The organism is Pseudomonas sp. Q2-TVG4-2, from assembly GCF_013620795.1.
Lineage (GTDB): Bacteria > Pseudomonadota > Gammaproteobacteria > Pseudomonadales > Pseudomonadaceae > Stutzerimonas.
The window spans coordinates 106,925-121,034 of sequence record NZ_LGLW01000003.1; the positions used below are offsets into that span (position 1 = coordinate 106,925).

Below are 14,110 nucleotides of genomic sequence, written 5' to 3' on the forward strand. Positions count from 1 at the left end.
CAAGCTTGCTCGCCAATCCAATCCAATCCAATCCAATCCAATCCAATCCAAGCCACGCAACAAGCTTCGCGAGCAAGCTCGCTCCTACGGGGCTGCTGCGGGGTTCGTTTAGCGCAGAAAAACGCCGAAATCTGCATAAGAATGCGGCGTCTCTCCTAAGTGACCGGCATTACGCCGGGGCGGGACTCTTGAATCGATGAGTCCTTAGTTCTGCACCATCGCGATGACCTTGTCGCGCAGTTGCGGATCGTTCTGTACGGCCTGGTTGATGGCGTTGTACTCCTCGATGCTGAGGTCGTTGTCTTCGACGGTGCTCATCATCTTTTCGTTGGCTTGCTGCTGCAGTTGCTGAGCCTCGGCCGGGTCGCCGGTCTTTTCCAGCTTGGCGGTGAAGTCCTCGCGAATCTCCATGATCTCGCCCAGCGAGTCGGCAAACTTCTCCAGCTTCTTGTCGCTGATGTCTGCTGCCTGTATCGCCGGTGCGGGTTGCGTGGCCGGCGCCTGGCTGGCCTGCTGCGCGAATACTTGGGAGGCGCCAGCGGCCATGAGGAGGGCGGTGAGGCTGGCGGAAACGAGGCGAGCGTTTAGCTTGGTCATGTTCGGTATTCCTGCTGTTGAAAGACGCCAAGGTCTTTGCATCAGCCGTGCCATCCCGAGCGGGTGTCTCCAAGTGCCTGATTCCCTGGGGTTTAACCGCCCGTCCTGTTCACATCGACCCCAGAGCGGTGGCTCTGTATCGTGCCAGAATGGCACATGTAGCAGTTTGGCAACGAACATCGACCCTGCGCGGCGCGCTTTTGTTGAAGGTGGTGATCCCGCTGGTGGCGATCATGCTCGGCTTCAGTTATCTGCTGTTGTGGACGGTCGAGCGCAACAGCGAGCGGCGTCTGCAGGAGGAAGTTGAGCTGGTGGCGCGGGCAGTCCGTCTGCCGCTCAGCGATAGCCTGGAAAAGCAGCATGATCGCACCTCGCAACAGGTGCTGGAGTCGGTGCTCGGTGTCGGGCGCGTCTACGGCGCGTATCTCTATGACGATCAAGGTGAGCTGGTCGCCTTCGCCGGGGCCATCGAGCCGGATCAGGATCAGTCCTCGATTCAAGAATTGACCGCCGATGGCAAACGCCGGGGCGGTTATCAGCGCATTCGTGGGCGCGAGGTCTATTCCTATTTCCTGCCGCTCGAACAGAGTGGCGGGCGTATCAACGGCCTGCTGCAGGTCACCCGCCGCTGGAACGACTTCGAGCGTGACACTCGGCGTCTGCGGTTGATCGCCGGCATCTGCGCCGCAGTGCTGGCGCTGGCGGCGGTCTGCATCGTTTTGCTCGGCCATTGGTCGGCGATCGGCCGCCATCTGCAGGAGCTGACGCAAAGCATGGCGCGGGTCGCCGCAGGCAATCGTCAGCACCGCGCACCGCACAGCGGTCCGCAGGAAATCGCCGTGCTCGGTCGGGCATTGAACCAGATGCTCGACAGTATCGCCGATGCCGAGCAGCGCATGGCCGAGCAGAAGGCGCGCGAGGCGGCGCTTGAAGGCCGATTACGGCGCACCCAGCAACTGGCTGCGGTTGGCCGCCTGGCTGCCGGGGTGGCACACGAATTGGGCAGCCCGCTCAGCGTCATCGACGGCAAGGCCCAGCGCGTCTTGCGCAGCGAGACGCTGGAGGACGGCCCGCGCAAGGGGTTGCTGCAGATCCGCAGCCAGGTGCAGCGACTGAGCGAGATCGTTCGCCAGTTGCTGGACTTCGGTCGCGCTGCCGGACGCCCGCCACGGCGCATGCCGGCCGACGTGCTGGCGCATTCCGCGGCTGCGGCGGTGGCCGACGAGCTGGCCTCGCTGAAAGTCGAACTTAGGCTCGAGGCACCGGCGACTGCTCTGTATTGCCAAGTGGATCCGCCGCGCTTCGAACAGGCCTTGACCAATCTACTGCGCAACGCCGCCCAGGCCAGTCCAGGCGGCCTGGTGGCGCTGCGCTGGTGGCAGGACGCCGACTGCCTGATGTTTCAGGTTGAAGACGATGGCCCGGGCGTGGCCGAGCAGCACCGCACCGCCCTGTTCGAACCGTTCTTTACCACCAAACCGGTGGGCAAGGGCAGCGGCCTGGGGCTGGCCGTGGCACATGGGGTGGTGGCCGAGTGCGGCGGTCGTCTCGAGCTGGTCGAGAGCTCGCTGGGTGGCGCGGCGTTTCGTATTTCCCTGGCGCTCGCCAACGAGGACGACATAGATGCAGATGGATGACACCGCTCCACAACGGGTATTGATCGTCGAAGATGACGACAGCCTGCGCCAGCTGCTGGTCGAGGAGTTGGAAGACCGTGCGCTGCAGGTGCATGCCGTGGCGAGCGCCGAGGACGCCGTACCGCTGCTGGAAAGCTGGGAGCCGGATTTGGTGGTCAGCGACCTGCGCCTGCCGGGCGCCGATGGCATGGCGCTGCTGCGACGGGTCAAGGCGATGCAGGCCGCGCCGGCTTTTCTGGTGATCACCGCGTTCGGCAGCATTCAGCAGGCCGTGGCGGCGCTGAAGGAAGGCGCCGACGAGTTTCTCACCAAACCGCTGGACCTAGAACACCTCGGCCTAGCCGTGTCGCGCGCGTTGGAAACGCGCCGGCTGCGCGACGAGGTGCGACGCTTTCAGCAACTGCTCAGCGATGACCGCTTCCATGGCATGCTCGGCCGCAGTCGGGTGATGCGTGAGTTGTTCGACCAGATCCGTCAGCTGGCCCGCGCCGCCGGGCCGGTGCTGGTGATCGGCGAAAGCGGCACCGGCAAGGAACTGGTCGCCCGCGCCATACACGCCGAGAGCGACCGGGCGCAGCGGCCGTTTCTGGCCATCAACTGTGCCGGGCTGCCGGCCGAACTGCTGGAAAGCGAATTCTTTGGCCATGCCGTCGGTGCCTTCACCGGTGCGAGTCGCAGCCACAAGGGGCTCTTCCAGCAAGCCGATGGCGGCACCCTGTTTCTCGATGAGATCGGCGAAATGCCGTTGCCGCTGCAGGCCAAGCTGCTGCGCGTGCTGCAGGAAGGCACCATCCGCCCGGTGGGCGGCGAGCGCGAGCTGAGCGTTGATGTGCGCATCATTGCCGCCAGCAACCGCCCGCTGGAAACCGCGGCCGGCCGCGAGTCGTTTCGCGAGGACCTGTTCTTCCGCCTGGAGACCTTCATTTTGCAGGTGCCGCCCCTGCGTGACCGGGAGGAGGACCGCGAGCTGCTCGCCGCCGGTTTCGTCGCGCATTTCGCCGCCCGCGACGGCCGCCCGGTGCGCGGGCTGTCGCGCACGGCGCTGGAGCAGCTGCGGCGTTATCCCTTCCCCGGCAACGTGCGGGAATTGCAGAATGCCATGGAACGCGCAGTAACCTTCTGCCACGGCCGTAGCATTGAGCTGGAGCATCTGCCGACGCGCATCGCCAGTTATCAGGAAACCACGCCCCAAGCCCGTGCCGACGACCTGCTTGGATTGATGATCGATGGCCCCTTGCTGCCCACCCTGGATGAGCTGGAGATGCGCTACATCCGCCATGTGCTAGAGCGGGTCGAGGGCAACAAGCGACGCGCGGCCGCGCTGCTTGGCATCGGCCGGCGCACGCTGTACCGCCGGCTGGGCGAGCAGGAACAGGATGATACCTGAGTCGCATATCGCTCCAACCGGCAGACCCCAAGCGGAACGATCTGCGCGTGGTCGCGGCCCAAGGTTGAAAGGCCTTGAGTGGGGTGTGGCATGACATTCTCGATCGTTGCAAGATGCCCGCGAACCGGTCAGTTGGGCGTTGCCGCCGCGACGGCCATGCCCGCCGTCGGCAAGCTGCTGACCCATGCGGCCGCAGGCGTCGGTGCGGTGGCAACCCAGGCGCGGATCAATCCCTATCTCGGCATCGACGGGCTTGATCTTCTGCGAAAGGGGTTCGATGCGCGCGAGGTGATCGAGCGCCTCAAGCCGACCGATCCCTGCATGTCGCAACGCCAGCTGGCGGTTGTCGATAATCAGGGGCGGGTGGCCTGCTGGACTGGTGACCAGTGCCTGCCTTGGTCCGGATCCATCAGCGGTGACCAGTTCTGCGTGCAAGGCAACCGGCTGACTGGCCGCGACGTGCTCGAAGCGGTGGTCGATGCGCTCAACTGCACACGGTTCCTGCCGTTGGTGGAGCGTCTGATGGAGGCGCTCGCCGCTGGCGATAGCCTCGGTGGCGACCGGCATGGCGAGTCGTCGGCAACTATTTATGTGGTCGACCGCGAGGATTACCCGCTGTGGGACATTCGCGTCGATCATCACCCCGACCCGCTGACCGAATTGCGCCGGCTGCACGCGGTGTTCGAGCGCCAGGTATTACCCGAGATGCTGCGCATGCCGACCCGGGACAATCCTGCCGGTGCCGCCGAAGAAGAGCCGGTCTGAATGCCTGCGCTCAGCTCTACGCGGAGCTGGTATGTGCATGCAACGGCTCGAGGCGCAGCTCGGTCGAGCGATTGCGGATCGCCACCCATTCGGCCAATGCGGCCGCCGAGCGCGGCGGTGAAATCAGATAGCCCTGGAAGAGGTCGCAGCCTGCCTGTAACAGCGCTGCTTGCTTTTCCAGGGTATCCACGCCCTCTGCACTGACCCGCTTGCCCTGCGCCTGGCAGAACGCGACGATCGCCGTCAGGCTTTCCTGCATGTCGGCGCGGGTCAGGCGTTCAATGATGGCCATGTCCAGCTTGATGGTGTCGGCCGGATATTCAAGCAGCTGTTGGATCGAGGTGTAGCCGACGCCGAAATCATCGATGGCCACGCGGAAGCCGGCCATGCGAATCGCGCGAACAACCTCCATGGTGTTGCTGTTCAGTTCGGCGGCGTGGGTCTCGGTGAGTTCGATCTCGATGCGGCTGGTGCAGATGCCATGATGTGCGGCGCGCTCGATCAGATAATTGCAGAGGCGGTCATCGGTCAGTTGCGCGGACGACACGTTGATCGCCAGGATCACGTGCTCGCCGAACAGCCGGACCAGCTCTGGATAGTTCGCCAACGCATGATTGATCACCCAGCTGTCGATCTTGGGAAACAGCCCGGCGCGCTCGGCGATGGGGATGAATTCCCCCGGCGATACCGTGCCTAGCAGTGGCGAATGCCAGCGCAGCAGCACCTCGCAGCTGACCACGCGGCCCTCGCGGTCCACCTCCGGCATGTAAACCAGGCGGAGCTGATCGTCCCCGTCGAGCAGGCGCAGCTGCTCCTCGATCAGGCGGATGCGCTGGTTACGTTGCTCCAGCTCCGCAGAGAAGGCCACCGCGACGTTCTTGCCTTCGGCCTTGGCCTGATACATCGCCGTGTCGGCACGGGTCAGCAACTGGGTGATGGAATCGGCGTCGGCAGGGTAGCGGGCGATTCCGATGCTGACGCTGACCGGGTACATGCGGTCTTCCTGGCGGAAACCGCCCTGGCATAGATCAAGCACGGCGTCGGTGAGCGCCGGCGAGGTGTCGCGGTCGGCATCAGCCAACAACAAGATGGCGAATTCGTCACCGTATAGCCGTGCGAAGGCTGTTTCGGTATCAGGATGGGCCTGCCGATACTGCTCTAGCACGCCTTGTACGCGTTTGGCGAAGATCCGCAGCAGCGCATCGCCAGCATCGTGACCATGCTGATCGTTGACCTGCTTGAAATTGTCCAGATCGAGAAACAGTAGCGTCAGTTGCTGACCGTCCCGCACGCATCGCTCGTACATCGCGCTGGCCAGCATGCCGAAGTGGGACCGGTTGCTGATATGGGTCAGGCCGTCGGTCCAGGAAATCTCCTGAATATGTTGTAGGGCGGCGGTGTTGCGTTCGTGAAGCGTCTTCATGTTTAACGTCAGGCGACCGATCTCCCCGCCATCGCCGGGCTGGTCGAGGGCGTCACGCTTGCACAGCAGCAGATCGGTGAGCTGGCTGTCGAGCTGGCTGATCGGGTCGGTGACGTAGCGGCGGATCAGCACCAGCAACAGGCCGATGGTGATCAGACAGACCAGCGAGCCGCCGGTGAGAAACGCCACACTCAGGGTCTGCAGACGGCTGGCGATATAGCCGGGTGCCGGTGTCAGTCGCGCTTGCAGTGCGCTCGACAGCTCGATATCGGCCGATAGGCCGGTTGCAACCGGTGGCAATGTCGGGGCGATTTCGACCGTCGCGCCATATTCCCGTTCGAGGCGCTCCTTCAGTGCGACGAAGCGTTCCGGCCGTACCGCCAGTTGCACGGCGAAGGCCTCGGCCCGCTGGCTTGGCAACGGCTGGCTGCCTGAGGCCGGCAGGATGAAATCGGTGTCCAGCAGCAACGGCCCATTGTTGGTATCGGTCAGGTAGCTGATCTCACCCGTGTCGACCGCCTGCCTGGCATCACGGACCGCTTGCTGCTGCCGGGCATTGATGGTGGCGAATGGCGACAGGCTGCTTTCGAAGTAGTAGGCCACCTCGCCGTCAGGCTGGACGATCGCGAAGGAGACGAACGGCAGCCCGCTGGTGGACAGCGAGCGGATGCTTTGCTGAATGCGCAGGCCCAGCGTTTCGTTGCGGTAGGCAGTGTTCGACTCGCGCAGAAACAGCAACAGCGCCTCGCTGTCGATGATCGAGTAGAGCACGCTGCGGCTGAACGCCTCGTAGTCCATGTAGGCAGACTTCAATACCGATAGCTGTTGCGCCAGGCGTGCCTGTTCGAGACCCAGCAGCGCGGCCCGCTGGGTCAGGTAGGCGGTGGACGCGGCCACCAGCTGAATGATCAGGATGACCGGGAAAATCACCAGCAGCGCGCGTTTACCGAGCGTCATGGGCGTTAATCAGTGCGCTGATGATGCGTCGCCGCGTCTGCGTGGCTTCCATTGGCCGCGTCTCGAAGACCTGACTGCGCTCCAGCACCTCGTCTGGCGGATAGATGCTCGGATTCTGCCGGATCGCGTCAGGCAGCAACGCTCGAGCGGCGGCGTTGGGTGTTGCGACGCCCAGCTCGGCCGCGTTCAGTGCGGCGATCTCGGGGTCGCTGATAAAGTTCAGGAAACGGTAAGCCAGTGCCTTGTTCGGGCTATTAGCCGGGATCGACAGGCAGTCGACCCAGAGCAGCGTGCCCTCCTTAGGTACCACATAGCGCCACGGCTCGCCCTCGATACCCTCGACTTCGTTGAGCACTTGCTGGTCGCCGCTATAGGCCAGTGCCATGTCGGCCTGGTCGATGTGGCGCTGGCTTCTCAGCGAGGTGATCGCGTATTCGTAAGTCAGCACGGCGTCGGACTGCGCCTGAAGCAGTTCGAAGGCGGCCCTGAGCTCGTCGTTATCGGACGTATTGATCGAACGCTGCTGGTAGATCAGCGGGGCGGCGAGGATGTCTTCGTGGTCTTCCATCATGATGATGTGCGGTTCGTCGCGCTTGGTCGGTTGCAGCAATGCAGCCCAGGACTGCGGGGCTTCGGCGATACGGTCGGTCCGATAGACGATGCCCAGCGTGCCCCACAGGTAAGGGACGCTGTAAGCACCGCAACTGTCGCGCCAGCGTTGCGAGACGTTGCGCAGCTTCGGCAGTTCAGCATCGCTGATAAGCTCGAGCAGGCTGCGCGAGCCAAACCGGTCGGAGCTGATTCGCCCGGCCACGACCAAGTCGATCCGGTGATCCGGCTTGGCAAGAATCTCGTCGCGCTTGTCGCCGCTATCGAAATAGATCTGCTGAAGGGCGACGCCGGTTTCGGCCTGCCAGCGCTCGATTACCGCTTCGCTGAGATACTCTTCCCAGTTCAGCAGTGTCAGCGTTTCCGTTGCGCGCACCAGGCCCGAGGGAAACAGCAGACTGGCGGCGACCAGAACGGCGCCGCACAGGCGCCACGCAGGCGACTCCGGGTTGTTGTCATTCATCCGTTGCTCCATCCGCTATGGCACTGCCTTGGTCGGCTCGCTGAGTTCGGCTAGGCGTAGCGATTACGCATGTGCGTACTGCCTGCCTTCCGGATGTTCCGTCGCGTCGGCTCGGCTTCGAACGTCATTGCGGGGATCAGCCGGATTATCGGCCTGCGGTAGTGGCACTTTAATGGCGTCAGATGAATGGCAGCAATGTTTTTTTACGAGTTGTTTGCTGCCAGTCGATCAGCGGGCGGGGACGGCCTGTTTACCGTGACGTATGTGCGGGCGAGGCGGGGTCTGTAACCAGGGCGCCAGCAGGCGCGTGGAAAGCGGAATGAACAGATAGGTCATCAGCGGCGTCAGCGCCAGCGTGGTGAGCAGAATGCGCATCACCAGGCTCAGCTCGCTAAGTGCACCGCCGAACATCAGATTGAACAGCAGCGATACCGGAAAGAACGCCAGCCAGATCGCTACGCTCTGCTTCCAGCGCGGCGGGGGCGCACTTTCGTTTCCACCGAACCAGGTGCCGATGCCGCGGGCGCGGTGCTCGTGGGGTTGCCCGAACAGTTCGCTGCCGCGTTGCAGCCAGGCCCGGCGCGAGGCCGAATGTTCCCAGCTGTCGAGGGTCTGCTCGTCGGCGAAGCGGAAGACGATCTGGAATTCATCGTCGCCTGGCGGCGGTGCCAGCACGCCGGAGCCGAGGTAGCCGGGAAAGTCCGCGGCCAGCTGTTCGCCTTCGTGCAGCCAGGCGAGGAGATCGTGGTAGCGGCCATCGCGCACGCGGCGGGCCACCATCAGCGTGACGGGTTCGGTAGACATCGTGTATCTCCAGTATCAAGCCGGCCACCCGGATAGGGCATTCGGCAAACGCAGCGCCGGGATGGTGGGCTGCGAAATGGGTCAGGCAAGGGTCATGCCTCGGTCGTCAGACAGTGCCAGACCACGTGAGGTCGGCATCGCCGGGACGACGGCGCACTATACGGAGATTTGTTGCACTTGGAAGGGGCGTCAGTTCGGGGAAAAGGTGCGGACGGCTGCGGCGTACTGACGCAGCCGAGTCGGGTCAGCGATTTGCCAGTCGGTTCTGCTTGTACAACGGCGAGCGAGGGCCACTGAGGATCCCATCGTGTCTGTTGGTGGTCAGCAATCGATGGCTGGCGATGCCTGCGACTTCATGACTGCGGTCGCTCAGGCTGTTGACGATCTGGTTGATGGCTGCGGTGATCAGCATGCCGACCAGACCACCGCCTGAGTTCTTCTGATTCTCTGCCGTACTGGCGAGTGCGTGGCCCTGCCAGAGCAGGTCACCGCTGCGTAGATCGACCAGCTTGCCGCTTGCTTCGACCGTCACCTCGCTGGTCAGCACTTTGTAGCTGCTGCCGTAGCGGCTGACTTCGATATAGAGCGCGGCATCGGCACCGAAGATGTCACGCAGCTTGGCAGGCGGCGCCATGTGCATCTCGTCGGCGTTCATCAGACCGTTCTGCTTGAACGTCTCGTCGACGACCGCGACGGGTAACACGTAGTAGCCCGCCTCAGCGAGTGGATAAGTCACCTGTGACAGCACGCTATAGCTGGCCTTGATGTCCGGTGAGGTGTTGACCGGCGGTAGTACCACGATCGAGGCCGGGTTGTTTCGTTCGAATGCGCTGTAGTCGTAGGGGGCCTTTTGTGTCGCACAGCCAGTGGTCAACGCCACGGCGGCAAGTACCAGGAATGTCTTGAGAGAGATTAAACGCATCATGACCTCTTACTTCGCTACGTTGCGCATGAGGAAGTCCATATAAGTAGCGGACTCCGGGAACAGTGCTTTTTCGGTTTCGAATTGCTGGCGGACCTGATCAGCCTTGCCTACTTCGGCGTAGAGCATGCCCAGGTGAGCGTGGAAGCCGGGTGGCGGAGAGCGATCAACGGCGCGAGCCTTCTGCAGGCTGGCCTCGAGCGCGGCGATCTGCTCGTGCGGACCCGTTTCATGTTTGAAGTGCTCGTAGACCTGCTGCTGATAGCCGTCCCAGTGATACAGCTGAGGCGTCCGGTTACCGGTGCAGCCGGTGAGCAGGGCGGCCAAAAGCAGAGCGGCAAGGGCCGCGGCACGGCTTGAATGCAATTTCATGTGAACTCTTCCTTGAGGTTAGTGCGCGGGACGCCAGGCACCGCTGTCGATGCCTGAGACAAGGGTGTTGACCGCTTCGCGGATCGCCAGATCAAGGACTTTGCCGTTAAGGGTGGAGTCGTAGCTGGCAGTACCGCCGAAGCCAATGACTTCGCGGTTCGACAGGCTGTACTCGCCTGCGCCCTGGGACGAAAAGACCACCTCGGATGTGCTCACGTTGACGATGTTCAGGTTGACCTTGGCATAGGCGATCTGCGATTTGCCGCGACCAAGAATGCCGAACAGCTGATGATCGCCGACTTCTTTGCGGCCGAATTCGGTGACGTCGCCGGTGACCACGAAGTCGGCCCCACGCAGCTGTGCGCGCGTGTTCGAAATGGCGCTTTCCTGGGCGATCTCGTTCATGTTGTCGCGGTCCAGCACATTGAAGCGATTGGACTGCTGCAGGTGGGTGATCAGGATGGTCTTGGCTTGTCCGCCCAGCCGATCGATACCGTCGGAGAACAGGCCGCGCATGTAGCTGGAGCGGTTATCGAACTTGCCGACGGAGATCGGGCTGCGCTGACCGTGATAGACACTGCTGGCGGAGGTCACTTTGGCGACCTCCAGGGTGCGCGACTGTTCGGTGGCGCAGCCGCCTAGCAGAAGGCTGAAACCGACCAGACTGGCCACGAGCTTCTTGTTCATCTGAGTGGATTCTCTTTGATTTGTGGTGGGCGTTGGCTATGGGCTTTGTTATGGGAACGGCTACGCGATCACGCTGGCGAACCAGAGTGGGACGGGCAGGTAATAGGCAGGAAAATGCTGCGAGGGGGCAATGCAGAGCGTCCTTGACTACTGATCCTTGTCCTTAGCGCATACCCGATGACAGGCGTCGGGCAGCCAGACTATGGCGCGGAGTCTACAACAAGGATGGCACTGTGCCAGTGCCGTGGTTCGCAGTTGAACGGGTTCGGGCTACCGCTCGTCGAGCGCGGCCTGCGGGTGCGCTATGACTGACTCAGCCGTGCACCAAACGCTCTCAGCGCAGCCTCGCCGACCACATCCTCAGCGAGCAGAGGCAGTTGTTGAATCGGCAGGTTCGGCAACGCCTGCTGGAGGCTGTCCAGATGGCGCTGCTCGCCAGCGCGGCGTTCGGCAAGAAAGGCGCCGGCATTGCTTGGCGAACGCTTGTTCACCACCAGTCCGGCGACGTCGATGCCGCTGCGCTGCAGCTGGGCCTGTAGCTCGATGGTTTCCAGCACCGGCAGGCGCTCGGCGGCCAGCACGATGATGAACGCGCAGCGCTGGCGATCTTGAATCACATCACGCAGCTGGCTGAAGCGCTCTCGCCGCCGGTAGAGCAGCTGGCGCACGCGCTGCTGGCGGTCGTCGCCATCACTCGCTTCACGGCCGAGGATGCTTTCACCCAGGCCTGCGTCGTCCTTGCCGAGGTTGCGCAGCACATCGCCGAAGCGCTTGCTGCGTTCCTGGCGTTGCAGCAGGCCTTCGGTCCAGGCGGTCATCATTTCGGGCAGAGCCATCAGTCGTGAGGTATGGCCCGACGGGGCGGTGTCGAACACCAGCAGATCGTAGCGATCAAGGCCCTGGGTGACGGTATCGGCGATGCGCTCGAGCAGCGCCGCTTCGTGCATGCCGGGTGCATCGCGGGACAGCGCCATGTGCTTATCGACTTCGCCGGCCAGATGCGGCGGCATCAATCGGCGCAGGGCGGCGCCCACTTCGTTCAGATGACTGCGCACGGTGAGCTCGGGATCAAGCTCCAGGCCATCGAGGCCAGCGGCCAGGCGCACGATGCTGGCGCCGATCGGGCGATTCCAGAGATGCCCCAGGTTGTGCGCCGGGTCGGTGGAGACCAGCAGTACGCGGCGTCCGGTCCCGGCTTGTTGCAGGGCGGTAGCGGCGGCAACGGTGGTCTTGCCGACGCCGCCCTTGCCGCCGATGAACAACACTCGGCGCTGCGCAGCCAGCTCTAGCAGCATCCGATGTGATCCAGCGGCGAGTGCTCCATGCCCATGCGTCGATGCCAGTCATGGAAGCGCTCGTAGAGTTCGGGCATCAGCTCCAGGGTGTACCAGGCCGCGGGGTTGGGCACACCCAGCGCCTCGGAAAACACCAGCAGCATGAATAAGTCGTCCTCGTCGCGCCGGGCACGGGCGAATGTGCGCCGGTAGGGCGCGACATAGAACTCCTGCAGGCCATCGGCAAGCTTATGCAGGAAGGGTCGTTCCCCGCTCATGGCAGCGGCTCGTCAGTCGTCATCTCGGCTGCGGGATCACGGCCTTTGCGCATGGCGCTTATCGCTTCAAGCGTGACCCACAGCGCGGCGATCAGGATCACCACATCCATACCCAGCAGCAGCCAGTTCTCGGCGCGATAGAACTGGCCCATCTGCACCAGCAGTGCGTAAATCGACATGGCGAGCAGGAACACCAGCGGCACCAGCGTGTAGATGGCCGGCCGGCCCTGCTTGATCAGCAGCACCGTGATGATAGACAGCGTCAGGCCCGCCAGGAGTTGGTTGGTGGTGCCGAACAGCGGCCAGATGGCCATGCCGCCGCTGCCCTCGGAGCCAGCGCCGAATGCCAGGGCCATGCACACTCCGACGGCGATCAGCGTGCCGACCAGCGTGTTCACTTTCATACCGGCCAGTTCGCCGGCTTCCTGGATCACGAAGCGCTGCAGGCGCAGGCCGGTGTCCATGGTGGTGCCGGCGAAGAGGATCGCCATCACCGCGAGAATGGTCGCGCCGAGGTCGGCGGGCAGGTTCAGGCCATTGGCGAGCAGGGTGCCGCCGCCCTGAACGAAGGCATTCACACCGCCCTGACCGAAGGCGGTGTAGACCTGCTGCCAATCGAGCAACGTGGCGAAACCGGCGGTGCAGCAGATGATCGCCGCCAGCGAAAGCATGCCTTCACCGACTGCGCCGAAATAGCCGACGAAGCGGGCGTCGGTTTCCTTATCCAGCTGCTTGGATGTGGTGCCGGAGGCTACCAGCCCGTGGAAGCCGGAGATGGCACCGCAGGCGATGGTGACGAACAGGAGCGGCACGATGTTCGGACTGTCGGCCGGCAGTTCTGCGTTGTAGGCCGGCGCCACCAGTTCAGGCGCGCCAAACAGTACCGAGAAATAGAGCAGGCCGAGGCCGACGAACAATTGCAGGCCATTGATGTAGTCGCGTGGCTGCAACAGCACCCAAACCGGCAGCAGCGAGGCAATGGCGGCATAGGCGAACAGCAGCAGGATCCAGAACGACTTGGCGCTCAGCCCGAGCACCGTGTCGGGCAGCGTGATCGGATAAGCACTGCCCAGCAGAATCAGCAAATAGAGCACGATCACACCGCCCAGTGAGGGCCAAAGCAGTTTGACGTTGTAGCGATAGATCAGCTGGCCGATCACCAGCGCGACGACGATAGCCCCCCACACCGGAATCACCGAGGTGGGCGTCGACACCAGCAGGTTGGAAATCACCGCGGCAAAGGCGCCATTGACCATCAGCAATACGAGGAAGATCACCACCAGGAACAGGCTGCGTCCACGCGAGCCGATCAACCGACCGCTGAGCATGCCCACCGATTGCCCCTTGTTGCGGGCGCTGGCCCAGAGCGCGCCGAAATCGTGGATGCCAGCGAAAAAGATGGTTCCAAGCACCACCCAGAGAAAAGCCGGCACCCAGCCCCAGATCACAGCAATGGCCGGGCCGACAATGGGCGCTGCGCCGGCAACGGAGGTGAAGTGGTGACCCCAGAGTACGAACTTGTTGGTTGGCACGTAATCCACGCCGTCGCGCATGGTGTGGGCCGGGGTGCGGTAGTTGGGATCGAGACGGTAGATTTTCTCGGCGATGAACTTCGAGTAGAACAGATACCCCAGCGACATCGCCGCCAGCCCCACAATCATCAATGCAATCGCACTCATCGAAGGCTCCTCGCACGCGTGCCCGATACAGGCATCACGCAGGCTTGGGCTGTCGCCCGCTAATAACTGGGCACCCTGACGGGTGCTGTGTTCGGTATCGATCAGCAAGGCCCTGCGGCGGCGCACCGCGAGCCACAGCAGGACGGCTGGGCGATTGAGCTTCGAGCGGCCGCAACGCAAAAGGTTTCCCGGCAGGGCGGGGAGGCGACCGGACGGATATTGCGTGCATGAAGGCTCTGGCACCGGGGCTGGAGGC

Annotated in this window: 13 protein-coding genes; 3 read left to right on the forward strand and 10 right to left on the reverse strand. The window is 63.3% G+C overall.

The annotated features are described in order from the left end of the window. Positions 1–204: 204 nt before the first annotated feature. Positions 205–597: a DUF4168 domain-containing protein gene (locus tag H3028_RS06860; protein WP_181296301.1), complete on the reverse strand. Its 393-nt coding sequence runs from the start codon at positions 595–597 to the stop codon at positions 205–207. A gap of 149 nt (positions 598–746) precedes the next feature. Between H3028_RS06860 and H3028_RS06865 the strand changes: the two genes are divergently transcribed. The 3 genes from H3028_RS06865 to H3028_RS06875 all read left to right on the forward strand — a co-directional run bounded on the left by H3028_RS06865 (position 747) and on the right by H3028_RS06875 (position 4,386). Then, positions 747–2,234 (forward strand): ATP-binding protein, encoded by a 1,488-nt coding sequence (locus H3028_RS06865; RefSeq protein WP_181296302.1) that lies wholly within the window; start codon positions 747–749, stop codon positions 2,232–2,234. Further along, on the forward strand, positions 2,227–3,621 hold the full coding sequence (locus H3028_RS06870) for a sigma-54 dependent transcriptional regulator (protein ID WP_219919987.1): 1,395 nt from the start codon (positions 2,227–2,229) through the stop codon (positions 3,619–3,621). The genes H3028_RS06865 and H3028_RS06870 overlap by 8 nt, the downstream gene beginning before the upstream one ends. Positions 3,622–3,711: 90 nt before the next feature. After that, a complete protein-coding gene (locus H3028_RS06875; RefSeq protein WP_181296304.1) occupies positions 3,712–4,386 on the forward strand; it encodes a DUF1028 domain-containing protein in 675 nt (224 codons plus the stop codon). A gap of 16 nt (positions 4,387–4,402) precedes the next feature. Here the strand turns inward: H3028_RS06875 and H3028_RS06880 are convergent, their stop codons facing one another. The 9 genes from H3028_RS06880 to H3028_RS06920 all read right to left on the reverse strand — a co-directional run bounded on the left by H3028_RS06880 (position 4,403) and on the right by H3028_RS06920 (position 13,854). After that, the gene (locus H3028_RS06880; RefSeq protein WP_181296305.1) at positions 4,403–6,766 is read right to left on the reverse strand and encodes a bifunctional diguanylate cyclase/phosphodiesterase; all 2,364 of its coding nucleotides are present in this window, start codon (positions 6,764–6,766) and stop codon (positions 4,403–4,405) included. After that, positions 6,753–7,838, reverse strand: coding sequence for a spermidine/putrescine ABC transporter substrate-binding protein (locus H3028_RS06885; protein WP_181296306.1), 1,086 nt, complete (start codon positions 7,836–7,838; stop codon positions 6,753–6,755). Before H3028_RS06885 ends, H3028_RS06880 begins: the two co-directional genes overlap by 14 nt. Before the next feature lie 228 nt (positions 7,839–8,066). Further along, positions 8,067–8,642, reverse strand: coding sequence for an antibiotic biosynthesis monooxygenase (locus H3028_RS06890; RefSeq protein WP_181296307.1), 576 nt, complete (start codon positions 8,640–8,642; stop codon positions 8,067–8,069). A gap of 244 nt (positions 8,643–8,886) precedes the next feature. Next, on the reverse strand, positions 8,887–9,564 hold the full coding sequence (locus H3028_RS06895) for a DUF799 domain-containing protein (protein WP_181296308.1): 678 nt from the start codon (positions 9,562–9,564) through the stop codon (positions 8,887–8,889). Between the two features lie 9 nt (positions 9,565–9,573). Further along, entirely contained in the window at positions 9,574–9,936 is a 363-nt protein-coding gene (locus tag H3028_RS06900; protein ID WP_181296309.1) for a DUF4810 domain-containing protein, read from the reverse strand. 18 nt (positions 9,937–9,954) lie between these two features. Then, a complete protein-coding gene (locus H3028_RS06905) occupies positions 9,955–10,623 on the reverse strand; it encodes a CsgG/HfaB family protein (RefSeq protein WP_181296310.1) in 669 nt (222 codons plus the stop codon). 302 nt (positions 10,624–10,925) lie between these two features. After that, on the reverse strand, positions 10,926–11,918 hold the full coding sequence (locus H3028_RS06910; protein ID WP_181296311.1) for an ArsA family ATPase: 993 nt from the start codon (positions 11,916–11,918) through the stop codon (positions 10,926–10,928). Further along, entirely contained in the window at positions 11,909–12,175 is a 267-nt protein-coding gene (locus H3028_RS06915; RefSeq protein WP_181296312.1) for a cory-CC-star protein, read from the reverse strand. The genes H3028_RS06910 and H3028_RS06915 overlap by 10 nt, the downstream gene beginning before the upstream one ends. Continuing rightward, positions 12,172–13,854, reverse strand: a complete 1,683-nt coding sequence (locus H3028_RS06920; RefSeq protein WP_181296313.1) for a carbon starvation protein A — start codon at positions 13,852–13,854, stop codon at positions 12,172–12,174. Before H3028_RS06920 ends, H3028_RS06915 begins: the two co-directional genes overlap by 4 nt. Positions 13,855–14,110 lie beyond the last annotated feature (256 nt).